Below are 21,311 nucleotides of genomic sequence, written 5' to 3' on the forward strand. Positions count from 1 at the left end.
ATGACGAAGTCCTCGTACTACCGCGCCGCGTTCGCCGTGGCCCTGGGCGCCGCGCTCTTCCTGCTCCTCGGCATCGGAGCCCTCGGCGTCATCGGCGACGGAGGTCGACCCGACCTGCTCTATCTCGTCGTCGTCGCGGTCGGGGTCGTCCTCGCCCTCGCCTCTCGCCTCCGTCCCGCCGGGATGGCCCTCGCACTGGCGGCGACCGCTCTGGGCACCCTGCTCGTCGGCATCGTCGCGGTCGCGACGGGACTGCACGAGGGTGGGTCGGCCCTCGACGTCATCATGCTGTCGACCATGTATGCGGCGCTCTTCGGCGCCTCGGCCTGGCTGTTCCGACGAGCCGCTGGGGGAACTAGAGCTGGCGCAGCATGACGAGCAGGACGGGCAGGAGCAGGCTGGTCGCGAGGGCAGTCAGACCCATCGAGAGGCCGGCGAACGCTCCCTCCTCCTCGCTCTCGGCCAGCGCCCGGCTCGTGCCGATTCCGTGGGACGTCGCGCCGAGCGCCAGGCCTCGCGCACGCGGGTCCCGGATCCGCGCGATCGTGAGGACGACCGGGCCGATGACGGCACCGAGGATGCCCACGGCGATGGCCAGCACCGCTGTGAGCGGCGGGATCCCGCCCGCGACCTCCGAGAGGGCGATCGACACCGGGGTGGTGGCGGCCTTCGGCGCCATCGTGGTGGCCAGCAGGTCGTCGCCCCCGAGGAGGCGAACGAGCGCGTAGGCCGTGAGGATGGACGTCGCTGCCCCCACCGGGACGGCGACCAGCATCGGCAGCAGGACGCCCCGCAGGCGTGCGAACTGCCGATGGAGCGGGATGGCGAGGGCGACGGTCGCCGGTCCCAGCCAGAAGGCGATGAGCTCGGTCCCCGGGCGATAGGTCGAGTAGTCGATGTCGGCCGCCCAGAGGACGACCCCGATCAGCACGATGGCGACCAGCACCGGCTGGGCGAGCGCATGGCCACCGCTGCGGTCTCGTGCCTCGCACCCGATGCGATAGGCGAGCAGGGTCAGGGCGACCAGCGCGACCGGCGAGGTGCGCATCCACTCGAGGGTCTCGCTCATCCGCGCCTCAACCCGGTGACCAGCCAGCCGACGACGAGCAGCCCAGCCAGCCAGGACAGGACGAGAGCGCCCGCGATCGGCAGCGCGTCGTCACGGACGACGGCGAGATAGGTGACCACGCCCACGCCCGCCGGGACGAAGAAGAGCTGGAGGTGGCGCAGCAGGGCGTCGCCGGCGCGGAACACCCCGGCCGCTGGTGCCGGCTTCCGCCACTGCAGCAGACCGAAGAGCAGCACCATGCCGACGACCGGTCCGGGGACGGGTATGCCGACGAGCCGGACGACGACCTCGCCGGCGACCTGGCACAGCAGGAGCCACATCAGGCCGTTGATCACGTCGCGGTTCCCGTCCACACGCCACTGCTGCCCCGGCGGTGGCAGTCGACGAGGTGATCGTCGACGATGCCGATCGCCTCCATCAACGCATGCATCGTGGTCGGTCCGACGTGCGCGAACCCGGCCCTCTTCAGCGCCTTGCTCATCGCGAGGCTCTCCGGGCTGCTCGTCGCCGCGTGGGACAGGCTGCGAGGGGCTGGGGTCTGGTCGGGGCGGAACGACCACAGGAGCTCGACGAGTCCACCCTGCTCCCGCAGCCGCACGGTCGCCCGGGCGTTGGTGACGGCGGCCTCGACCTTGCGCCGGTTGCGGACGATCCGGGCGTCGGTCATCAGCCGCTCGACGTCGCCCTCGCCGAACGCGGCCACCGTGTCGGCGTCGAAGCCGGCGAACACCTCTCGGAAGGCGTCGCGCTTGTTGAGGATCGTCAGCCACGACAGCCCGGACTGGAACGCCTCGAGCGTGAGGCGTTCCAGGTGTGCCGCCTCCCCTCGACAGGCATCCCCCACTCGGTGTCGTGATAGGCGCGATAGACCGGATCGCCCGCGCCCCACGGGCAGCGTGCGAGTCCGTCGTCGCCGATCACGGGTCCGTCCACGGCCGACATCCTCGCCCATCGGGCGCCTGCGCGACGTGCTCGGTCGTAGCCTGACGACATGGAGATGCCCAAGCAGCCGCCGAAGCAGAAGAGGCCGAGCTGGTGACCGAGCTGACCCAGGGCCAGTCGCTGACGTTGGCCGAGGACGGGCAGCCGTTGACGAGCGTGCGGATGGCCGTCGGCTGGGAGCACTCCTCGACAGCCGGGTTCATGGGCAGCGGCGCGGCCCCGATCGATCTCGACGCCTCGGCGGTGCAGTTCGCCGGTGAGCAGTTCTTCGACATCGCATTCTTCAACAACCTCGCGACCCGCGACGGCTCGGTCATCCACCTCGGGGACAACACCACCGGCAAGGGCGAGGGCGACGACGAGACGATCAGCGTCGACCTGGCAAGGGTCTACGCCAAGGTCGACACGATCCTGTTCCTCGTCACGAGCTATCAGGGCCACTCGCTGGAATACATCCGCAACGCTTACTGCCGACTCATCGATGACGCAGGCGTCGAGTTCGCCCGCTTCACGATCACCCTGGGCGTGCAGGAGACCGGGCTCGTGATGGCCAAGCTGTTCCGCGACGGGGACGGCTGGCGGCTCGGGGCGATCGGCGCCGGCATCGCACTCAAGACGCCGACGGACTCGATCGAGCTGTTGTCGGCATACGTCGATCGATGAGCCGCGCTGAGTGGCTGCCGGCGCTCGGGCTCGAGCCCGGCCCCGCGTCGGTGCTCAGCCGAGCGTGGCCCGCAGCGACGCGATCGCGGAGTGCCGCGGGGTCCAGCCGAGCTCGGTCCTGGCCTTGGTCGTGTCCATGATCGCGGGATGGCTCATCGCCTCCACCCACTGGGCGCCCGAAGGGAGATAGGGGAGCCTCACCGCGGCCCGGGCCGCCGTTCGGACCGGCCCAGCGGGGATCGCGATGGGCCGCAGGCCGAGCTCCCGGGCCACGTCGACACTGCTGACCACGTCGTCGGCGGCGATGTTGTAGGCACCGGGAGCACGCGCTCCGACGACACACAGTCGCAGCGCCTCGGCCACGTCGTCGTGGTGGATGAGCTGCAGCGGCAGGTCCGGGACGAGGGTCGGCATCCCCGGGAGCCGGCGCAGCGCCCCGACACCGCCCCGCAGCAGCGGCGCGAGGAACGCAGGCAGGGTGGCCTTGGCGCCGACCGCGTTGGGGCCGAGGACGATCGGGGGCCGCAAGAGGTAGAGGTCGATCTCCGGATGCGCGGCCGCCTCCTGCTGCAGGAGGTGCTCGAGCTCGGCCTTCTCCTGGGCGTAGAAGAGACGGTCGGCGGGCCGGGTCGCCCAGTCCTCGCTCATGCCCACGGGGTTGTCGCGGTGGAACCCGTAGGCCGCGACCGAGGAGGCGTAGACGAAGCGCTTCGCGCCCACCGCTGCGGCAGCACGGAAGGCGTTGAGCGTGCCCTCGACGTTGATGGCCCGCGTCGTGTCCTTGCTGCCGCTCAGGATCAGGAAAGCCAGGTGGACGACGACGTCAGCCCCGTCGAACGCCTCCGTCAGCGCATCGACGTCACGGACGTCACCGCGGCGATATCCCATCTTCGTCCAGCCGTGCTCGGCCGGGTCGAACGCCCGCCGGGCGATGCCGACGACGTGGTCGACCTCAGCGTCTTCCTCCAGCAGGGGCATCAGGGCTAGCCCGAAGGTCCCGGTGGGACCGGTCACCGCCACCTTGAGCTTGCTCTTTCGCGCTCGTGTCATCGGCGCGACCTCAGCCGGGCGTTGGGGAGGGCAGGGGCGGGGATCGGCGGCAGGTGGTCGCCCATGACGACGCCGAACCGTCCGTCCCGCACGTCCTGGCTGTCCTCGACCCCCTCGATCTGGGCCTGCCACTCCTCGCGGAACGCGACGATCTCGTCATGGGTGCGACCGACGAAGTTCCACCACATGACGATCTCCTCACCGAAGGGCGGACCGCCCAGGACGACGACCCGCACCGGCTCGTCGCCTGCTCGCAGGGTGAGCGACGAGCGACCCGGAGCGACGTAGGCGAGCTCGTCCTGCTTCACCTCGCGGTCGTGGACGCGGAGCACGCCCCGGTCGACCAGCAGGCCGAGCTCGAAGGTGGCGTCCACGTCAAGGTCGAGCTCTGCGCCCGCTTCGAGGTGGAGCTCCGCACCCAGGAGCGGCGTGGCGGTCGGCACCGGGGACGTGTCGCCCAGGAGCGAGCCCAGGAAGACCCGGCCCTGCCAGCCCGGACCGGTGCGGAGCTGCGGCGTGTGGTGGGAGAACCCCGGCTCCACGTGGCGGCCTGCGTCGGGAAGCGCGACCCACAGCTGGACGCCGTGCAGCTTCGTCGTCGTCGCGGTGGACACCTCGGAGTGGCTGATCCCGCGTCCGCCCGTCATCAGGTTGACCTCACCCGGCACGACCAGCGCGTGGACGCCGGTGCTGTCGCGGTGCTCGATCTCGCCCTCGAACAGCCAGCTCACGGTCTGCAGGCCGGTGTGCGGATGGGGGGCGACGCTCATCCCACCGGAGTCGGTCACCAGGTCGGGGCCGTAGTGGTCGACGAAGCACCACGCGCCGATGAGCGACCGCTGGCGCTGGGGCAGCGTTCGGCGTACGCGCATCGCCCTCGGCCCGCCGAGCGGGACGTCGCGCGGGGTGAGCACGTCGATGCCGCAGTCGACGTCGCCGGTGCGGAGCGACGTCTCCTGCGGGTCGCGTTCGGGGTTGGTCATGGCCCCATCCTGCCTCGGCACCGACGGCCCCGACAGGTCCCTTGGCTCGCCGGCCACCTGCCACTCCCCTGTCGTTCACCGGGCTGGGACACGGTGCCCTCATGCGCATCGCCCAGCTCGCCAACTTCATCGGGCCCGCCTCCGGCGGGATGAAGACAGCCATCGCAGCGCTGGGCGAGGGATATGTGGCGGCCGGGTGCGAACGCCTGCTGGTGATCCCCGGCCCGACCGACTCCAGGGTCGCCACCGCCGTCGGCGACGTGGTCCAGCTCCGCGCACCCAGGGTCGGCGGCGGCTACCGCCTGATCGTGGAGCCGTGGCGCGTCACCGGTGTGCTGGAGGAGTGGCAGCCGACCTCCGTGGAGCTGAGCGACAAGCTGACGTTGCTGCCGGTCGCGGGCTGGGCGCGCCGATCGGGCGTCGGCTCGGTGCTCCTCTCCCATGAACGGTTGAGCGACATGTTCGCGATGCGAACCGGCTTCGACGCCACCTCCAAGGTGTCCATCGCACTGCTCAACCGGATCCTGGTCCGCAGCTTCGACACGGTCGTGGTGACGTCGTCCTACGCCCACGACGAGTTCGCGCTCGCGGCGGCCGCGGTCGGTTGTCCCATGGTGCGGGTGCCGCTCGGGGTCGACCTCGAGACCTTCCGCCCGGGCCGGATCCACGCGGCTGCCGAGGGACCCCTGCGGCTGACCCACTTCGGTCGTCTCTCGCGCGAGAAGAGCCCACACCTGGCCGTGGCCACCGCCGCAGACCTGCACCGTCGCGGCGTGGACATCCGGATGGACGTGTATGGCGAGGGGCCGCACCTGGCCGAGCTCGTCGAGGTCGCGGGTGCCGCCCCGGTCGCCTTCCACGGCTTCGTCGAGGGCCGCGCCGACCTCAACACCCGGATCGCGGCCGCCGACATCTCGCTGTCGGTCTGTCCCACCGAGACCTTCGGGCTCGCGGTGCTCGAGGCGCTCGCGTCGGGCACCCCGGTCGTCACCGCCGACCGAGGAGGCGCTCGCGAGCTGGTCGACAGCGCCTCCGGGGCCTGGGCTGCGCCGACGCCCGCTGCGCTGGCCGATGCCGTCCTCGACCTCAGCCGGCGGGACCCGACCGAGCGACGGCGGGCCGCGCGGGCCAGGGCGGAGATGTTCCCGTGGTCGGCCACGGTCGACTCGATGCTGACGGTCCACGAGCAGGTCACCCGGCGCGCGCGGGTGGCCGTCGGCGCGTGAGAGGAATAGCCGTCCGACCCAACCGGTTGAGCCCGGACGTGCCCTCCCTCTTCGAACCCCTGGACCTCGGCGCGGTCACCCCGCGCAACCGCGTCTTCATGGCTCCGCTGACCCGCATGCGGGCCACGGCCCGCGGCGACGTGCCCAACGAGCTGATGAGGGACTACTACGTCCAGCGCGCGAGTGCCGGCCTGATCATCTCCGAGGGGACGCAGATCAGCCCGGAGGGCAAGGGCTACATGGACACCCCGGGCATCCACTCCCAGGAGCAGGTCGCCGGCTGGCGTGCCGTCACCGACGCCGTCCACGCCGAGGGCGGCCTGATCGCCGCCCAGCTGTGGCACGTGGGCCGGGTGTCGCACGAGTCGTTCCACGGCGGCGCACTGCCGGTGTCGGCCAGCGCATCGGCATACCGCAACCGCACGACCGTGCGCGGTGAGGACGGCCGCCCGACCCGGGTCAACTGCCCGACCCCGCGAGCGCTCGACCTCGACGAGATCCCCCGGGTGATCGAGGACTATCGCCGCGCCACGCTCAACGCCCGCGACGCCGGCTTCGACCTCGTGGAGATCCACGCCGCGCACGGCTACCTGCTCCACCAGTTCCTCGCCGCCGACAGCAACCAGCGTGACGACGAGTACGGCGGCGCGCTGGCCGACCGGGCCCGGCTGATGCTCGAGGTCACCGACGCCGTCGTCGACGCCTGGTCGGCCGACCGCGTGGGCGTGCGCATCTCCCCGATCGGCTCGTTCAACGGCACCGAGGACCCCGACGGCGCCGAGGCCGGACGCTACGTCGCCGCCGAGCTCGGCAGGCGCGACCTGGCCTTCCTGCACCTCTCGGAGCCCGACTGGGCCGGTGGACCGCAGCTCGACGACGACTTCCGGCGCGACCTTCGGGCTGCCCACGCCGGCCCGATCGTCGGCGCCGGCAACTATGACGCCGCGAAGGCCGAGCGCCTGCTGTCGGCCGGGCTGATCGACGCCGCCGCCTTCGGGCGCACGTTCATCGCCAACCCCGACCTGCCGCGCCGGCTCGAGGAGCAGCTTCCTCTCAACACACCGGTCACCGACACGTTCTACGGCGGCGACCACGCGGGCTACACCGACTATCCGGTGCACGCCTGACGAGTCGGCGCGGAGCAACCACCGAGTCGGCGCTTGGCAGCGACCGAGTCGGCGCTTGTGGACCACCCCTGCGCACCCGGCGCCGACTCGGCGCGCCCCCCGCGCCGACTGAGCATGCACCCGGCGCCGACTCGGCACGCGCCAAGCGCCGACTCGGTTAGGAGTTGCTGAACACCGCCGGCGAGTCGCCACCCTCGGGACCGCGTCCGGCCCAGGTCCAGGCATAGGCCGGGTCCTCGACGGCGAGCCCGCCCTCGCACAGGTCGAGGGGGCGAAGGTGTCGACCATGACGGCCGACTCGTCGAAGAAGTCCACGCCCAACGACGCCTCGACCGCCGAGGGCTGGGGACCGTGCGCGTAGCCCCGGGGTGCAGCGAGATCGAGCCGACGTTGATCCCCGAGCCCTTGCGGGCCTCGTAGTCGCCCCCGACGTAGAACATGACCTCGTCGCTGTCGACGTTGGAGTGGTAGTAGGGCACCGGCACCGCCAGCTCGTGGTAGTCGACCTTGCGCGGCAGGAAGTTGCAGATGACGAAGTTGTGGCCCTCGAAGACCTGGTGCACCGGCGGGGGCTGGTGCACCTTGCCGGTGATGGGCATGAAGTCGTCGATGTTGAACGTGTAGGGATAGAGGCAGCCGTCCCAGCCGACGACGTCGAACGGGTGGGTCGCATAGGTCATCCGGGTGCCGACGACGCCCGCGCTCGTCCGGTGCTTGACCAGGACCTCGACGTCCTCGCCCTCCACGACCAACGGCTCGGTGGGTCCGTGCAGGTCGCGCTCGCAGTAGGGCGCGTGCTCGAGGAGCTGGCCGAACCGGGAGAGATAGCGCCTGGGTGGGTGGATGTGGCTGTTGGCCTCGACCGCGAAGAGCCGACAGCTCTGGTTGGGCACCCAGCGGTGGGTCGTGGCCCGCGGGATGACGACGTAGTCGCCGCTGCGGAAGGGCACGGCGCCGAAGACCGACTCCAGGACGCCGCCACCGGACTCGACATAGACGCACTCGTCGCCGATGGCGTTGCGATAGAGCGGGCTCGGGTCGACACCCGTCACGACGTAGGAGAGCCGGACGTCGTTGTTGGCCAGCAGGAGCCGGCGGCCCTCCACCGCGTCCCCGGTCTCCCCTGCGACGAAGAGGTCGTGCAGCCGCAGGTGCCGGGACTTGAGGGGGTGGTTGGGCACGCGCCGCTGGTCGGCGAGCTCCCAGACCTGGCTGTCGACGAGTGCGGAGGGGACACCGCGGTGATAGAGCAGGGAGGAGTCGGAGGAGAAGCCCTCCTCCCCCATCAGCTCCTCGAACCGGAGCCGACCCTCGGCATCGCGGTGCTGGGTGTGCCGCGTGGGCGGGACCTCACCGACTCGGCGGTAGTACGTCATCGTGCCTCACTGTCCGATAATCGGTGCATTGCGTCCGTTATGTGCGTGGTGGCTACAGTAACGAACGTGACCACGGACCTGCCACCGATCTGGTCCGGCTTCTTCGACGACGCCGCGATCTTCCCTCCCACCGAGACCGACCTCGCCGACGCTGTCGCGACGTTCCTCGCGCGCCGGGACGAGTGGTATGCCGATCTGGTGGCCTCCTTCGTCGTCACCGACCAGCGGGTGCCTGACGTCGCCCATGCCGAGGTGCCGCTGTCGATCGTGGTCACCGGCGGGGCCGGCGCGATCGCCGGAGCCTGCAGGCTCGCGGCTCGTGCCGGCAACGAGGTGGCGGGGCTCGAGATCGCCCTGCGCGACCTCGACGACCTCCCGGGCAACGCCCGGCGCGTGGTGGCGGCCGTCGACGCGGCCCGCGGCGAGGGCCTGCTCGAGGACGCCACGCCCGTCTTCGTGGAGCTGCCCGCTGCCGACGTGACGCACTCCTGGCAGGCCGCGGCCGACGAGGTCGCAGCCGCCGAGCTGAGGCTCAAGTTCCGCACCGGCGGCGTGGATGCGCACCTCTTCCCGAGCGCCGACCAGCTGTCCTCGTGGATCGACGCCGCGCTCGACCGCGAGCTGCCGTTCAAGTGCACGGCCGGGCTGCACAGCGCCATACGTCACCGTGACGACGCGACCGGCTTCGAGCACCACGGCTTCCTCAACGTGCTCGCGGCCACGGCAGCTGCCTATGAGGGCACGTCGGGGACGGAGGTCACGCAGATGCTCTGCGCCACCGACGCGCCCCAGGTGGTCGCCCTCGCCACCGACCTCGACCTGGCCCGCGCCCGCCGCTGGTTCACCGGCGTCGGTTCGTGCTCGATCTCCGAGCCGCTCGACGACCTGCTCGCCCTCGGACTGCTGGAGCGCCCCTGATGACCTGGGTCCCTGGAGCCGCCGACTCCCTGTTCGGCCTCGACAACCTGCCCTACGGCGTCTTCTCCCGTCCCGGTGAGCCTGCGCGTGTCGGGGTACGAATCGCCGACCAGGTCCTCGACCTCGCGCCCGTCGCCGAGCTCGGCGACCCGGCTTCCGAGCTGGCGGTCGCGTGGCGCACGCCCTCGCTCAACGCGTTCATGGCGACGGGACCCGCGCAGTGGGAGGTCGCCCGACGCTGGATCACCGAGGTGCTGCGCGACGACGCGCACCAGGAGCGCACTGCGCCCCACCTGCACCCGCTGGCCGAGGTCCAGCTGCACCTGCCGATCCAGGTCGGCGACTACGTCGATTTCTATGCCTCCGAGCAGCACGCGTCCAACGTCGGCCGGATGTTCCGGCCCGACCAGGAGCCCCTGCTCCCCAACTGGAAGCACCTGCCCGTCGGCTATCACGGCCGGTCCGGGACGGTCGTGGCCAGCGGCACCGACATCGTGCGTCCCTGCGGGCAGCGGAAGGCGCCGACCGAGGACGAGCCGACCTATGGCCCCTCCCGCCGCCTCGACATCGAGGCCGAGCTCGGGTTCGTGGTCGGCGTGCCCACGGCCCTCGGCGAGCGGGTCAGCACCGCCGACTTCGCCGCGCACACCTTCGGTGTCGTCGGCCTCAACGACTGGTCTGCCCGCGACATCCAGGCCTGGGAATACGTCCCCCTCGGCCCCTTCCTCGGCAAGTCCTTCGCCACCTCGATCAGCCACTGGGTGACTCCCCTGGCCGCGCTCGAGGCGGCGTGGACCGACCTCCCGGGGCAGGATCCGCGACCTCTCGACTACCTGGCCGTGACCGAGCCCGCGGGGCTCGACATCGAGGTGGAGGTCGTCCTCAACGGCGTCGTGGTGTCGCGACCGCCATACGCCTCGATGTATTGGTCGCCCGCCCAGATGCTCGCCCACACGACCGTCAACGGCGCCAGCGTGCGCACCGGCGACCTGTGGGGATCGGGCACCATCTCCGGCTCCGAGCGCGACCAGCGGGGCTCGCTGCTCGAGCTCTCGTGGGGTGGCAAGGAGCCGTTCCTGCTCGACGGGGTCGAGCGGACCTTCCTCGAGGACGGCGACGAGGTGGCACTGCGCTACACCGCCCGCGGGCCGTCCGGAAGCAGGCTGGGCCTGGGCGAGGTCGTCGGCAGGGTCGTGCCGGCCACCTGAACCGTCACCGCGATCTTCTCGAGCCGGTCTCGGGCGGTGCGCGTCACGAGCAGCAGCACCAACCACACCACCGCGGATCTCGCGCACGAGCTGGATCTGCACCAGGGCAGCCGAATCAGGCAACGTGGAGATGGCCACCCCGCCGATGAGGACCAGGAGCCCGCCGGCGAACCCCCGTGTCGGCATGCGGGGAGGCTGGGCAGGCTTGCTGACGCGGTCACGAAGTCGGCGTGAACGCGGCTCGAACAGGCTGCCTTGTGTCTAGAGTCGAGTGCGTGAAGCAGCTCGGCCAGTACGCGCCCCCGCGGCACGTCATCGCCCACCTCTCCGACCCGCACCTGCTGGCCGACAACGCGCTGCAGTACGGCGCCGTCGACACCGAGGCTGGCCTGCGCCTGGCCCTGGAGCGGCTCGCCGCCGTCGACCCGCCCCCGCAGGCGCTGGTCTTCACCGGCGACCTCGCCGACCGCGCGGAGCCGGCCGCCTATGACCGTCTGCGCCAGATCGTCGAGCCGGTGGCAGCCGACATGGGTGCGGAGGTGATCTGGGTGATGGGCAACCACGACGAGCGCGCCGACTACTCCCTCGGCCTGTTCGGCGACGCCTCCGACGAGCCCCAGGACCGCGTCCACGTCGTGGCCGGGCTGCGCATCATCTCCTTGGACAGCACGGTGCCCGGCTATCACCACGGCGAGCTCAGTGACGCCCAGCTCACGTGGCTGGCAGAGGTGCTGTCCACCCCGGCCGAGCACGGCACGCTGCTGGCCCTGCACCACCCGCCGATCCCGCTGCCGATGCTGCGGGCCGCCGAGCTCATCGAGCTGCTCGAACAAGATCGGCTGGCGGCGGTGCTCCAGGGGTCGGACGTGCGCGGCATCCTCGCCGGCCACCTGCACTTCTCGACATACTCGCTGTTCGCGGGCATCCCGGTCTCGGTGGCCTCGGCCAGCTGCTACACCTGCGAGCCCGCCCCCGTCGACCGGTTCGTCTCAGGGGTCGACAGTGGTCAGGCGTTCACGATGGTCCACGCCTACGACGACCGGCTCGTCCACACGATCGTGCCGCTGCACACCGGCCCCGAGGTGTCCGCGATCGGCCTCGACGTCCTGGAGGCCGTCGAAGGGATGAGCGTCGAGGAGGCCCGCGAGCTGGCGTCGAGCAAGACGTCGCCGTACAACGTCAGTCCGGACCTCACCGAGGCCTGAACTTCCACGCAGGTGCGTGGAAGTTCGCCCCTCGTTCGCCCGACGCACCCGAACTTCCACGCAGGTGCGTCGAGATCCATGTCACCTGCGTCGATGGTCCACGCGTACGGCGACCGGCCGGCCGTTCCACCCGGGGATCACGATCGGTCGGAGGAGTCCCCGGTCACGACGACGTAGAAGCGCTTGCGAGCGCCGTCGGTCGTGAAGCTGCCGTCGCTGTTGCGCGGGCTCACCACGAGGTGGTTGGTGTTGTTGGTGCCGGCGGGTGCGCAGTTGACGACCCCGGGCTGGCACATGGCGACGGCTGCCTCGCCCGAGAACTCGGGGTTGGCATCGGGGCCGGGCGCCCGCCCGTTCATCACGCCGTCGGCATTCTGGTCGACGGTGTTCTGGAGTGCGATGACGGCCAGGATGCCGTTGTTGCTGAGGTTCTCGCCGGCGTTGATGTAGACGTTGCCGTTGGCCGCGGCCGGGGCTGCCGGATAGCCGGCGGCCACGGTGAACCCGCCGGACTGGGACACGATCGCCCCCGAGGCGTCGACGAGAGCCCAACGACCGACACCCGCCGGACCGGCGGGACCCTGTGCGCCGGCGGGGAGCTGGCCCTTGGCGAAGTCCCGCGACTTGAGGGAGCCGTCACGCACGTCCATCGACCCCAGCGAGCCGTTCTTGACGTCGCGGCCCTTGAGGTTCTGGTCCTTGACGTCGACCGACTTGATCGACCCGTTGCGGATGTCGTCCGAGCCGAGGAGTCCGGCCGCAGCGACCGAGGTGCCGCTGGTGGCGACCACGAGCGCGACGATGGAGACAGCCAGGGACGGGGAGGGGCGACGAATTCCAGGGATGCGCATGGTGGGTGACCTTCCGGTTCGGCGCCACCGTGCGGCAGCAGCTCACGCGGTCTTCGGAGCCGTCCGCCATCCGGATTGGCCACGGCTCAGCGGACAGTGACCCGGCGGCTCCAGGCGGTCGTGCTGGCCGCGGCGTTGCCGGCGACCACACCGCACGAGACCCTCTTGCCGTGCAGCGCCCTGGTGACCCTCAGCTTCGGTGCCGTCGCGCCCGGCTTGACCTTGTTCCCCACCTTCCACCTGTAGCTGAAGGAGGTGGGGTTGCCCGACCAGGTGCCCGGGGAGCAGGCGAGCCGGCGACCCCGGCTGACGAGACGAGGCGCGGTGAGCTTGCCGGGGGCGGACAAGGTGACCGGGGGTTCGATGATGCCGCCCTGCGAGACCGTGATCGTGTGCTGGTGCAGGACGTCGGTGTAGATCGCGTGATACGTCGATCGGTGGCTCGAGGTCTATGCGCTCCCCACCGCAGTGGTCAGCTCGTGCCCGGCGTCGGTGATGAACGCCCCGACCGTGGCATCCGGCAGCTCCCCGATCGGCGGCGAGCTGGTGGCGACGTCGGTCCACGCGGGCAATGCCCAGCCCTACTCCGTCCAGATCGTCTGGAGTCCGCGGATGGCAGGCACCTACCTCGTCTGCACCTAGTAGTCCGCCAGCACCCCGTGGCTGTGAACACCACGGGTTGGTTGACGGTCCCGGTGGCAGGTCCGGCGACGTTGAGGGTGTCCCCCTCGACGGCTGCCGACGGCGCCATGGTCGCTGCGACGACGGTGGCGGCTGCGACGAGCACGCCGACCGCCCGGCGAGAGGTGCGTGTCCTGGTCATGTCGTTCTCCCTGGGTGAGTTGGTGGTGCTGAGGGAGGTGACGTTGCCGCGGGCCGCTCAACAGACGCTCAAGAGCGGCGTCCGGGGAGACCGGGCCAGTGCGCCAAAATGCCGAACGGCCCCGACGAAATGCGGGGCCGCTGGTGGCAGATGAAGGATTCGAACCTTCGAAGGCGTAAGCCGACGGATTTACAGTCCGCTCCCATTGGCCGCTCGGGCAATCTGCCGGTGCCTGGACCCGACTTGAGTCGGTCACAGGCGAGACGAAACAATAGCGCAGGCACGACACCAGACGAAAACCGCCGGGCGACCGGCGCGGGAGGATCCATCATGGCCGACTCAAGCTTCGACATCGTCAGCAAGCTCGACCGTCAGGAGGTCGACAACGCGCTCTCGCAGGCGGCACGCGAGATCGCCACCCGCTTCGACTTCAAGGGCACCGGAGCCTCGATCGAGTGGAAGGGCGAGAAGTCGATCGAGATCACCGCCTCCGCCGACGACCGCGCCAGCGCCGTCCTCAGCGTGTTCCAGGACAAGCTGATCAAGCGCGACCAGAGCCTGAAGATCCTCGACGCCTCGGAGCCCCGCCAGTCGGGCACGACGTCCAAGATCGACATCGAGCTCAAGGAGGGGATCACCTCCGAGGACGCCAAGAAGATCTCCAAGCTGATCCGCGACGAAGGCCCCAAGGGCGTCAAGGCCCAGGTGCAGGGTGACGAGCTGCGGGTCTCGTCCAAGAAGCGCGACGACCTCCAGGCCGTGCAGCAGCTGGTGAAGTCGCAGGACTACGAGTTCGCGGTGCAGTTCACCAACTACCGCTGACTCGTCTGCTTCTCTCAGCCCACCAACGCCGGCCGCATGGCTGGTATGGCGACGGCACCGGCCGTCACCGTCAGCCACACCGTGGCGCCCTCGACGATGCCCAGGGAGCGCGCGTGGGTCCGCGTCATCACGACCGACACCACCTCACCCGCCACGGTGAGCACGGTCAGGCGCACCTCGAAGCCGACTCGCACCAGCCGCGACACGGTCCCCTCGCAGGCACCCGCCAGCTGGGGTGAGAGCGAGACGTCGAGGTCGTGCGGGCGGACGGCGACCCCGGCGAGGTGCGTGACCTCGCCGAGGAAGGACATGACGAAGTCACTCGCCGGCTCGTCATAGAGCTGGTCGGGGGTGCCGACCTGCTCGACCCTGCCGTCGTTGATGACCACGATCTCGTCGGCGACCTCGAGGGCCTCCTCCTGGTCGTGCGTGACGAAGACCGTGGTGACCGCCACCTCGTCGTGCAGGCGCCGCAACCAGTCACGCAGCTCCTTGCGGACCTTGGCGTCGAGGGCGCCGAACGGCTCGTCGAGCAGGAGGACGGTCGGCTCGACGGCCAGGGCACGCGCCAGCGCCATACGCTGACGTTGGCCTCCGGACAGCTGGGCCGGCAGGCGGTGCGAGAACTGCGAGAGGTGCACCAGCTTGAGCAGCTCGTCCACCCGGGCAGCGATCTCGGCCTTGGGCCGCTTGCGGATCTCGAGCCCGAACGCGACGTTCTTGGCGACCGTCATGTGCTTGAAGGCCGCGTAGTGCTGGAACACGAAGCCCACGTTGCGCTTCTGTGGGGGCAGCCTGGTCGCGTCCGTGCCCTCGATGGAGATCGACCCGCTGTCCGCGGTGTCGAGCCCGGCAATGATCCGGAGCAGGGTGCTCTTGCCGCCACCCGACGGCCCGAGGAGGGCCGTCAGCTGACCGGTGGGCAGGGACACGGAGACGTCGTCGAGGGCGACGAAGTCCCCGAACGTCTTGGTGACTCCTGCGATGTCGATACTCATGGTGACTACCTCAGGTTCTCGTGCTGGGGGCGGAGGACGGCGACGACGATCAGGCAGGCGATGCTGATGAAGGCGAGCAGGAAGGCGATCGAGTAGGCCGAGCCCATGGTCGAAGTTCTGATATCTCGCCTCGACGACCAAGGTGGCGGTCTGGGTGCGGCCGGTGATGTTGCCCGAGACGACCTTGACCGCTCCGAACTCGCCGAGCGAGCGAGCCAGCGACAGGACGACCCCATAGATGACCGCCCACTTGATCGAGGGCAGCGTGATCCGCAGGAAGGTCTGTCGGGGGTTGGCCCCGAGGCTGCGGGCCGCCTGCTCCTGGTCGTCCCCGATCTCGGTCAGGACGGGTACGACCTCGCGGATGATCAGCGGCAGGGCGACGAAGCAGGTGGCCATGATCATCCCCGGCGAGTCATAGATGACCCGCCAGCCGGCGGACTCGATCGAGGGACCAGCCCAGCCGGTGCGACCGCTGTAGACGAGCAGCAGGGCGAGACCGACCACGACGGGCGACACCGACATGGGCAGGTCGATCAGCGCGGAGAGTGCCCGCTTGCCGGGGAACTCGTAGCGCACCAGCAGGACCGAGATCGTCACCCCGAAGACGAGGTTGATGACGACAGCCCACAAGGCCACCATCGCGGTCAGCTGCAGGGCAGCGATCGTGTGCGGGTCGGAGAAGATGCCCAGGAAGTCGGAGGGACCGTCCTCGAAGGTCCGCACCGCGACCAGCGAGACCGGCCAGGCGACGAGGAAGAACACGTAGCCGATCGCGATGAGGCGCAGCAGCCAGCGCACCGGGACGGAGACCCTAACCACGGTCGGCCACCCTCCGCTGGACGATGTCGAGACCAACGATGACCACGAGGGCCACCGCGAGCATCACCGAGGCCAGGGCGGCCGCGGCCTGCGTGTTGCCGTTCTCGATGAAGCTCAAGACCCGGACCGACACGACCTCCGTGCGGAACGGCAGGTTGCCGGACAGCAGCACCAGCGAGCCGTACTCGCTGATCGCACGGGCGAAGGAGAGCGCCGCGCCGGCGGCGATCGCCGGCGCCAGGCTGGGCAGGATGATCCGTCTCAGGATGGTCGGACGGCTCGCGCCCAAGGAGGCCGCTGCTTCTTCCACGTCGACGTCGAGCTCCTCGAGCACCGGTTGCACGGTGCGCACGATGAACGGCAGCGTCACGAAGGCGAGGGCCAGCAGCACGGCCCGCTCGGTGTTGGCCCACTCGAGCCCGAGCGGGCTCTGCGGGCCGTACAACGACAGGAGCACCAGTCCGGCGACGATCGTCGGCAGCGCGAACGGCACGTCGATGACGACATTGAGGAGCGACTTGCCCGGGAAGCGGTCACGAACCAGCACCCAGGCGATGACGGTCCCGACGACGACGTTGACGGCCGTCACCTTGAGCGACTGCAGCACCGTCAGCTTCACCGCAGCCCAGGTCTGGTCGCTGGCCAGCACGCGGAAGTAGGCGTCCCAGCCACCCTCGCCCGCGGTGACCACGATGGCGACGAGCGGGATCAGGACGAGCAGGCTGAACCAGATCATGGCCAGGCCCAGGCCCAGCCCGGCTCCCGGAGTGAGCGTGTTGCGCGGCCCGGACCGGCGTCGCCGCCGGGGAGGTCGTATGGCGGACGCCTCCCCGGCGGGACTGCTCGACGGGCCCAGAAGGGCTGTCGTCATGTCCTACTCGCCGAGCTTCCCGGTCTCCTGCTGCACCTCGGCCACGAGGCCGAGGGGCTCCCCGTCCTCGCCGTCGGCGAAGAACTTCTCCGACGCCGCCGGCCAGCCACCGAAGTCGTCGGCGACGGTGAACAGCGTCTTCGGCGTCGGGAACGGGTCGGCCGGGTCGTTGGCACCCTCGACCTCACCGGTCACGCCGTCCACGACGGGGCGGTAGCCGTACTTGAGGAAGCTCGCCTGCGCCTCCTCGGTGTAGAGGTAGTCGAGGAAGGCCTGGGCCGCGGGCTCGGCGTCCTGCGTCACCGCCCCGGGGGTCTCGATGAGCAGGGTCTCGTCGGGGACGACGTAGTCGATCTCCTCGCCGTTCTGGCGCGCCAGGATCGCCTCGTTCTCATAGGAGATCAGCACGTCGCCGACCCCGCTGGTGAAGCTGGTGAGCGCGTCACGGGCCGAGCCGGGAAGGGCGACGGCGTTGGTGAAGAAGTCCACGAGGTAGTCGCGCGCCGCCTTCTCGTCGCCGTCGTTGACCGCCAGGGCGTGCCCGTAGGCAGCCAGCAGGTTCCAGCGGGCACCGCCGGACGAGCCCGGGTTGGGCGAGACGATCTCGACTCCCGGCTCCACGATGTCCTCCCAGCCGTTGATCCCGAGCGGGTTGCCCGGACGGGTCACGATCACCACCACCGAGTCGGCGACGATGCCCTCGTGCTCGCCGCCCTGCCAGTCGTCGGCGACGATGCCGGCGTCCACGAGGCGGGTCACGTCGCTCTCCAGGGAGAAGTTGACGTAGTCGGCCGGCTGCCCGCCCTCGACGGCCCGGCTCTGGTCGCCCGACGGGCCGTAGGACGTGCTGAACTCCACGCCCTCCCCTTCGTCGGTGGTCGAGAAGTTCTCGGTGATCTCGTCGTACGCGGTCTCGGGAGTGGAGTAGGCGACCAGGTCGATCGAGGTGCCAGTCCCCTCGCTCGCACCTTCCGAGGCGGTCGAGCAGGCGGTCAGGGCCAGCAGGCCGGTGAGCGACGCGGCAACGAGCGGCCGGGAGCCACTGCGGGGGTTGAACATGACGATCTCGCTTTCAGCAGAGCTTGACGACGGGCTTACCGCCTTATGTCTATCAGACTACATGACTTAATAGTCAATGAGGCCTTGGCGTGTCGCCCACCGCCGCCCCGGTCCATCGCTCGACGGGTGAAGGCTGCGCCCTCACGGCCCGACTACAGTGGGTTCCGGACGGGATCGACCAATAGAACGTGTTCTATTGTTGGACATACCCGCGGTACGATCCCCCCGTTTCGACAGCCCCAGACACGCACAGCACCGCAGGAAGCAGGCGCGAGGTGACCGAGTCGACCAAGCAGGTCAAACAGCTCGATCGAGTGATCATCCGGTTCGCTGGTGACTCCGGCGACGGCATGCAGCTGACCGGCGACCGCTTCACCCAGGAGTCGGCCGTCTTCGGCAACGACCTGGTGACGCTGCCCAACTTCCCGGCCGAGATTCGTGCACCTCAGGGCACCCTGCCGGGCGTCTCGTCGTTCCAGGTGCACTTCGCCGACCACGACATCCTCACCGCAGGCGACGCCCCCGACGTCCTGGTCGCGATGAACCCGGCGGCGCTGCGCGCCAACCTCGGCGACCTGCCGAAGGGCGCCACGATCATCGTGGACACCCACGACTTCACGGCTCGCAACCTCACCAAGGCCGGCTACACCGACAACCCGCTCGACGGCGACGACCTGGCTGAGTTCGCCGTCCACCCCCTCGACCTCACCGGGATGACGGTCGCGGCGGTCAAGGAGTTCGGCCTCTCCCGCAAGGACGCAGCCCGGGCCAAGAACATGTTCGCCCTGGGCCTGCTGTCGTGGATGTACGGCCGCCCCACCGAGTCGACGACCGCCTTCCTGACCAAGCGGTTCGCCAAGGTGCCCGACATCCGCGACGCCAACATCACCGCCTTCAAGGCGGGCTGGAACTTCGGCGAGACGACCGAGACGTTCATCGTCCGCTACGAGGTCAAGCCGGCACCGATGGCACCCGGGACCTATCGCAACATCACCGGCAACCTCGCCCTGGCCTATGGCCTGGTGGCGGGCGGCGTCCAGTCCGGGCTGCCGATCTTCCTGGGGACCTATCCGATCACCCCTGCCTCGGACATCCTCCACGAGCTGAGCAAGCACAAGTCCTTCGGCGTGACCACCTTCCAGGCCGAGGACGAGATCGCCGGTGTGGGGGCAGCCATCGGGGCGTCCTTCGCAGGCAGCCTGGGCGTGACCAGCACGTCAGGTCCGGGTGTGGCGTTGAAGTCGGAGGCGATCGGCCTGGCGGTGATGACCGAGCTGCCGCTGCTGGTGATCGACGTCCAACGAGGCGGACCCTCGACGGGTCTGCCGACCAAGACCGAGCAGGCAGACCTGCTGCAGGCGATGTTCGGCCGCAACGGCGAGGCGCCGGTGCCGATCGTGGCTCCCCAGTCGCCCGGTGACTGCTTCGACGCGGCCGTGGAGGCGGCCCGGATCGCCGTCACCTACCGCACGCCGGTGATGCTGCTCTCCGACGGCTATCTCGCCAACGGCTCCGAGCCCTGGCGGATCCCCGAGGTCTCCGAGCTCCCCACCATCGACCCCGGCTTCGCCACCGAGAAGAACCACGGCGACGGTGACGAGGCGGAGTTCTGGCCCTACCAGCGCGACGCCGAGACGCTGGCCCGCCCGTGGGCGATCCCCGGCACCCCCGGCCTCGAGCACCGCATCGGCGGCCTGGAGAAGGCCGACGGCCACGGCAACATCTCCTACGACCCCGCCAACCACGACTTCATGGTCCGCACCCGCCAGGCGAAGGTGGACCGGATCGCCGACTCGCTGCCGCCCCTGGAGGTCGACGACCCCTCGGGTGCGGCCAAGGTCCTCGTCCTCGGCTGGGGCTCGACCTACGGTCCGATCGGCGCCGGCGTACGCCGCGTGCGCAAGGCCGGCTACCAGGTCGCCCAGGCCCACCTGCGTCACCTCAACCCCTTCCCCAACGACCTGGGCGAGATCCTCAAGCGCTACGACAAGGTGCTGGTCCCCGAGATGAACCTCGGACAGCTCTCGCTGCTGCTCCGCGCGAAGTACCTCGTCGACGTGGTCGGCTACAACGAGGTGCGCGGCCTGCCGCTCAAGGCCGCCGTGCTCGCCGGCGTGATCGGCGGTCTCGTCGCGGAGGCCGAGGGCATCGAGGTCGATCTCAGCACCCCCGCCACTCCCATTCCCGAGGAGATCTCATGACGACCGACATCGGCCTGCCCGGCCTTCGTTCCGGCGTGGAGCTCATCCCCACGACGGACGAGAAGCAGACCGGCAAGGACTTCACCTCCGACCAGGAGGTCCGCTGGTGCCCCGGGTGTGGTGACTACGCCGTGCTCAAGGCCGTGCAGTCGTTCCTGCCCGACCTGGGGCTGCGGCGCGAGAACATCGTGTTCGTCTCCGGCATCGGCTGCTCCTCGCGCTTCCCCTACTACCTCGACACCTACGGGATGCACTCCATCCACGGTCGGGCGCCGACGATCGCCACCGGCATCGCCACGGCGCGCGAGGACCTCTCGGTGTGGGTGGTGACCGGCGACGGCGACGCACTGTCGATCGGTGGCAACCACCTCATCCACACGCTGCGCCGCAACGTCAACATGACGATCCTGCTGTTCAACAACCGGATCTACGGCCTGACCAAGGGGCAGTACTCCCCCACCTCCGAGACCGGCAAGGTCACCAAGTCGACGCCGATGGGGTCGTTGGACCACCCGTTCAACCCCGTCTCGCTCGCGCTCGGCGCCGAGGGCACGTTCGTCGCCCGCACCATCGACTCCGACCGCAAGCACCTCACCTCGGTGCTCTCGGCGGCTGCCGCCCACCGCGGCACCTCGTTCGTGGAGATCTATCAGAACTGCCCGATCTTCAACGACGGCGCCTTCGACGCGATCAAGTCCCCTGACACCAAGGCCGACGCGATCATTCCGCTGGTGCACGGCGAGCAGATCCGCTTCGGCGCCCAGGACGAGTCAGGGCGCGGCACCAAGGCCCTCGTGCGCGACAAGGCCAGCGGCGGCGTGAAGATCGTCGAGGCCGCGGAGGTCGCGGACGCCGAGATCCTGGTGCACGACGCACACAGCGCCGACCCGTCCACCGCGTTCGCCATCTCCCGGTTGACCGACTCCGGCTATCTCAACCAGTCACCGATCGGCATCTTCCGACAGGTGGAGCGAGCGGCGTACGACGACCAGGCGCGCGCCCAGGTCACGACCGCCCAGGGCGGCACCAGCGGCGACCAGTCGGAACGACTGGCCGCCCTTATCAGCGCCGGCGACACCTGGACGATCGTCTGAGGA

General features: G+C 70.0%; 22 protein-coding genes and 1 tRNA gene. 11 read left to right on the plus strand and 12 right to left on the minus strand.

What is annotated here, in order from left to right:
- Complete coding sequence (locus tag G7071_RS02355) at positions 1 to 375, plus strand: hypothetical protein (RefSeq protein WP_166314427.1); 375 nt, start codon at positions 1 to 3, stop codon at positions 373 to 375.
- On the opposite strand, the gene G7071_RS02360 is transcribed toward G7071_RS02355, so the two are convergent.
- The 3 genes from G7071_RS02360 to G7071_RS02370 are packed head-to-tail and all read right to left on the minus strand — an operon-like array spanning position 356 to position 1,913.
- Positions 356 to 1,069 carry an LrgB family protein gene (locus G7071_RS02360; RefSeq protein ID WP_166314430.1) on the minus strand — a complete coding sequence of 238 codons (714 nt, stop codon included), beginning with the start codon at positions 1,067 to 1,069 and terminating at the stop codon, positions 356 to 358. The genes G7071_RS02355 and G7071_RS02360 overlap by 20 nt on opposite strands.
- Positions 1,066 to 1,422, minus strand: a complete 357-nt coding sequence (locus tag G7071_RS02365; RefSeq protein WP_246210317.1) for a CidA/LrgA family protein — start codon at positions 1,420 to 1,422, stop codon at positions 1,066 to 1,068. The genes G7071_RS02360 and G7071_RS02365 overlap by 4 nt, the downstream gene beginning before the upstream one ends.
- Positions 1,401 to 1,913: a DNA-3-methyladenine glycosylase I gene (locus tag G7071_RS02370; RefSeq protein ID WP_246210318.1), complete on the minus strand. Its 513-nt coding sequence runs from the start codon at positions 1,911 to 1,913 to the stop codon at positions 1,401 to 1,403. Before G7071_RS02370 ends, G7071_RS02365 begins: the two co-directional genes overlap by 22 nt.
- A 191-nt stretch (positions 1,914 to 2,104) precedes the next feature.
- Here G7071_RS02370 and G7071_RS02375 point away from each other — a divergent pair, with 191 nt between their 5' ends.
- Positions 2,105 to 2,674 (plus strand): TerD family protein, encoded by a 570-nt coding sequence (locus G7071_RS02375; RefSeq protein ID WP_166314433.1) that lies wholly within the window; start codon positions 2,105 to 2,107, stop codon positions 2,672 to 2,674.
- A 54-nt stretch (positions 2,675 to 2,728) separates the two neighbouring features.
- On the opposite strand, the gene G7071_RS02380 is transcribed toward G7071_RS02375, so the two are convergent.
- Complete coding sequence (locus G7071_RS02380) at positions 2,729 to 3,724, minus strand: NAD-dependent epimerase/dehydratase family protein (RefSeq protein WP_166314436.1); 996 nt, start codon at positions 3,722 to 3,724, stop codon at positions 2,729 to 2,731.
- Positions 3,721 to 4,707: a pirin family protein gene (locus G7071_RS02385; RefSeq protein WP_166314439.1), complete on the minus strand. Its 987-nt coding sequence runs from the start codon at positions 4,705 to 4,707 to the stop codon at positions 3,721 to 3,723. The genes G7071_RS02380 and G7071_RS02385 overlap by 4 nt, the downstream gene beginning before the upstream one ends.
- 101 nt (positions 4,708 to 4,808) lie before the next feature.
- Here G7071_RS02385 and G7071_RS02390 point away from each other — a divergent pair, with 101 nt between their 5' ends.
- Together G7071_RS02390 and nemA are read left to right on the plus strand one after the other, a co-directional pair.
- Positions 4,809 to 5,933 (plus strand): glycosyltransferase, encoded by a 1,125-nt coding sequence (locus G7071_RS02390; RefSeq protein ID WP_166314442.1) that lies wholly within the window; start codon positions 4,809 to 4,811, stop codon positions 5,931 to 5,933.
- 38 nt (positions 5,934 to 5,971) lie between these two features.
- Positions 5,972 to 7,060, plus strand: coding sequence for an N-ethylmaleimide reductase (gene nemA, locus G7071_RS02395; protein ID WP_166314476.1), 1,089 nt, complete (start codon positions 5,972 to 5,974; stop codon positions 7,058 to 7,060).
- Here the strand turns inward: nemA and G7071_RS02400 are convergent.
- Positions 7,042 to 8,436 carry a homogentisate 1,2-dioxygenase gene (locus G7071_RS02400; RefSeq protein WP_246210319.1) on the minus strand — a complete coding sequence of 465 codons (1,395 nt, stop codon included), beginning with the start codon at positions 8,434 to 8,436 and terminating at the stop codon, positions 7,042 to 7,044. The two genes, nemA and G7071_RS02400, sit on opposite strands and share 19 nt — an antisense overlap.
- 66 nt (positions 8,437 to 8,502) lie before the next feature.
- Between G7071_RS02400 and G7071_RS02405 the strand changes: the two genes are divergently transcribed.
- From G7071_RS02405 to G7071_RS02415, 3 genes are all read left to right on the plus strand, one after another.
- Positions 8,503 to 9,354 (plus strand): hypothetical protein, encoded by an 852-nt coding sequence (locus G7071_RS02405; protein WP_246210320.1) that lies wholly within the window; start codon positions 8,503 to 8,505, stop codon positions 9,352 to 9,354.
- Positions 9,354 to 10,562, plus strand: a complete 1,209-nt coding sequence (gene fahA, locus G7071_RS02410; protein WP_166314479.1) for a fumarylacetoacetase — start codon at positions 9,354 to 9,356, stop codon at positions 10,560 to 10,562. Before G7071_RS02405 ends, fahA begins: the two co-directional genes overlap by 1 nt.
- Before the next feature lie 275 nt (positions 10,563 to 10,837).
- Positions 10,838 to 11,767, plus strand: coding sequence for a metallophosphoesterase (locus G7071_RS02415; RefSeq protein ID WP_166314481.1), 930 nt, complete (start codon positions 10,838 to 10,840; stop codon positions 11,765 to 11,767).
- A 137-nt stretch (positions 11,768 to 11,904) separates the two neighbouring features.
- Here G7071_RS02415 and G7071_RS02420 read toward each other — a convergent pair whose 3' ends face one another.
- A complete protein-coding gene (locus G7071_RS02420; RefSeq protein ID WP_166314484.1) occupies positions 11,905 to 12,618 on the minus strand; it encodes a hypothetical protein in 714 nt (237 codons plus the stop codon).
- Positions 12,619 to 12,704: 86 nt separating this feature from the next.
- Positions 12,705 to 12,965, minus strand: a complete 261-nt coding sequence (locus G7071_RS02425) for a hypothetical protein (protein ID WP_166314487.1) — start codon at positions 12,963 to 12,965, stop codon at positions 12,705 to 12,707.
- Between the two features lie 148 nt (positions 12,966 to 13,113).
- Here G7071_RS02425 and G7071_RS02430 point away from each other — a divergent pair, with 148 nt between their 5' ends.
- Entirely contained in the window at positions 13,114 to 13,260 is a 147-nt protein-coding gene (locus G7071_RS02430) for a hypothetical protein (RefSeq protein WP_166314490.1), read from the plus strand.
- 322 nt (positions 13,261 to 13,582) lie between these two features.
- On the opposite strand, the gene G7071_RS02435 is transcribed toward G7071_RS02430, so the two are convergent.
- Positions 13,583 to 13,668 (minus strand) — tRNA-Tyr (locus G7071_RS02435).
- A gap of 103 nt (positions 13,669 to 13,771) precedes the next feature.
- On the opposite strand from G7071_RS02435, the gene G7071_RS02440 reads away from it, so the two are divergent.
- Positions 13,772 to 14,263 carry a YajQ family cyclic di-GMP-binding protein gene (locus tag G7071_RS02440; protein ID WP_166314493.1) on the plus strand — a complete coding sequence of 164 codons (492 nt, stop codon included), beginning with the start codon at positions 13,772 to 13,774 and terminating at the stop codon, positions 14,261 to 14,263.
- A gap of 14 nt (positions 14,264 to 14,277) precedes the next feature.
- Here the strand turns inward: G7071_RS02440 and G7071_RS19915 are convergent, their stop codons facing one another.
- From G7071_RS19915 to G7071_RS02460, 3 genes are read right to left on the minus strand one after another with little or no spacing between them, the layout of a single operon-like run.
- Complete coding sequence (locus G7071_RS19915; RefSeq protein WP_246210321.1) at positions 14,278 to 16,083, minus strand: TOBE-like domain-containing protein; 1,806 nt, start codon at positions 16,081 to 16,083, stop codon at positions 14,278 to 14,280.
- Complete coding sequence (gene cysT, locus G7071_RS02455) at positions 16,076 to 16,954, minus strand: sulfate ABC transporter permease subunit CysT (protein ID WP_166314499.1); 879 nt, start codon at positions 16,952 to 16,954, stop codon at positions 16,076 to 16,078. The genes G7071_RS19915 and cysT overlap by 8 nt, the downstream gene beginning before the upstream one ends.
- 3 nt (positions 16,955 to 16,957) lie before the next feature.
- Complete coding sequence (locus G7071_RS02460; RefSeq protein ID WP_166314502.1) at positions 16,958 to 18,013, minus strand: sulfate ABC transporter substrate-binding protein; 1,056 nt, start codon at positions 18,011 to 18,013, stop codon at positions 16,958 to 16,960.
- Positions 18,014 to 18,288: 275 nt separating this feature from the next.
- On the opposite strand from G7071_RS02460, the gene G7071_RS02465 reads away from it, so the two are divergent.
- Together G7071_RS02465 and G7071_RS02470 are read left to right on the plus strand one after the other, a co-directional pair.
- Complete coding sequence (locus G7071_RS02465) at positions 18,289 to 20,214, plus strand: 2-oxoacid:acceptor oxidoreductase subunit alpha (RefSeq protein ID WP_166314505.1); 1,926 nt, start codon at positions 18,289 to 18,291, stop codon at positions 20,212 to 20,214.
- Entirely contained in the window at positions 20,211 to 21,308 is a 1,098-nt protein-coding gene (locus G7071_RS02470; RefSeq protein ID WP_166314508.1) for a 2-oxoacid:ferredoxin oxidoreductase subunit beta, read from the plus strand. The genes G7071_RS02465 and G7071_RS02470 overlap by 4 nt, the downstream gene beginning before the upstream one ends.
- Positions 21,309 to 21,311 lie beyond the last annotated feature (3 nt).

Source organism: Nocardioides piscis (genome assembly GCF_011300215.1).
Lineage (GTDB): Bacteria > Actinomycetota > Actinomycetes > Propionibacteriales > Nocardioidaceae > Nocardioides > Nocardioides piscis.

Bases quoted from the DNA above. Each gene is read 5' to 3' on its own strand.
- G7071_RS02355 (WP_166314427.1), top strand. From the start codon at position 1: ATGACGAAGTCCTCGTACTACCGCGCCGCGTTCGCCGTGGCCCTGGGC.
- G7071_RS02360 (WP_166314430.1), bottom strand. From the start codon at position 1,069: ATGAGCGAGACCCTCGAGTGGATGCGCACCTCGCCGGTCGCGCTGGTC.
- G7071_RS02380 (WP_166314436.1), bottom strand. From the start codon at position 3,724: ATGACACGAGCGCGAAAGAGCAAGCTCAAGGTGGCGGTGACCGGTCCC.
- G7071_RS02385 (WP_166314439.1), bottom strand. From the start codon at position 4,707: ATGACCAACCCCGAACGCGACCCGCAGGAGACGTCGCTCCGCACCGGC.
- G7071_RS02390 (WP_166314442.1), top strand. From the start codon at position 4,809: ATGCGCATCGCCCAGCTCGCCAACTTCATCGGGCCCGCCTCCGGCGGG.
- G7071_RS02400 (WP_246210319.1), bottom strand. From the start codon at position 8,436: ATGACGTACTACCGCCGAGTCGGTGAGGTCCCGCCCACGCGGCACACC.
- fahA (WP_166314479.1), top strand. From the start codon at position 9,354: ATGACCTGGGTCCCTGGAGCCGCCGACTCCCTGTTCGGCCTCGACAAC.
- G7071_RS02420 (WP_166314484.1), bottom strand. From the start codon at position 12,618: ATGCGCATCCCTGGAATTCGTCGCCCCTCCCCGTCCCTGGCTGTCTCC.
- G7071_RS02430 (WP_166314490.1), top strand. From the start codon at position 13,114: ATGAACGCCCCGACCGTGGCATCCGGCAGCTCCCCGATCGGCGGCGAG.
- G7071_RS02440 (WP_166314493.1), top strand. From the start codon at position 13,772: ATGGCCGACTCAAGCTTCGACATCGTCAGCAAGCTCGACCGTCAGGAG.
- cysT (WP_166314499.1), bottom strand. From the start codon at position 16,954: ATGACGACAGCCCTTCTGGGCCCGTCGAGCAGTCCCGCCGGGGAGGCG.
- G7071_RS02460 (WP_166314502.1), bottom strand. From the start codon at position 18,013: ATGTTCAACCCCCGCAGTGGCTCCCGGCCGCTCGTTGCCGCGTCGCTC.
- G7071_RS02470 (WP_166314508.1), top strand. From the start codon at position 20,211: ATGACGACCGACATCGGCCTGCCCGGCCTTCGTTCCGGCGTGGAGCTC.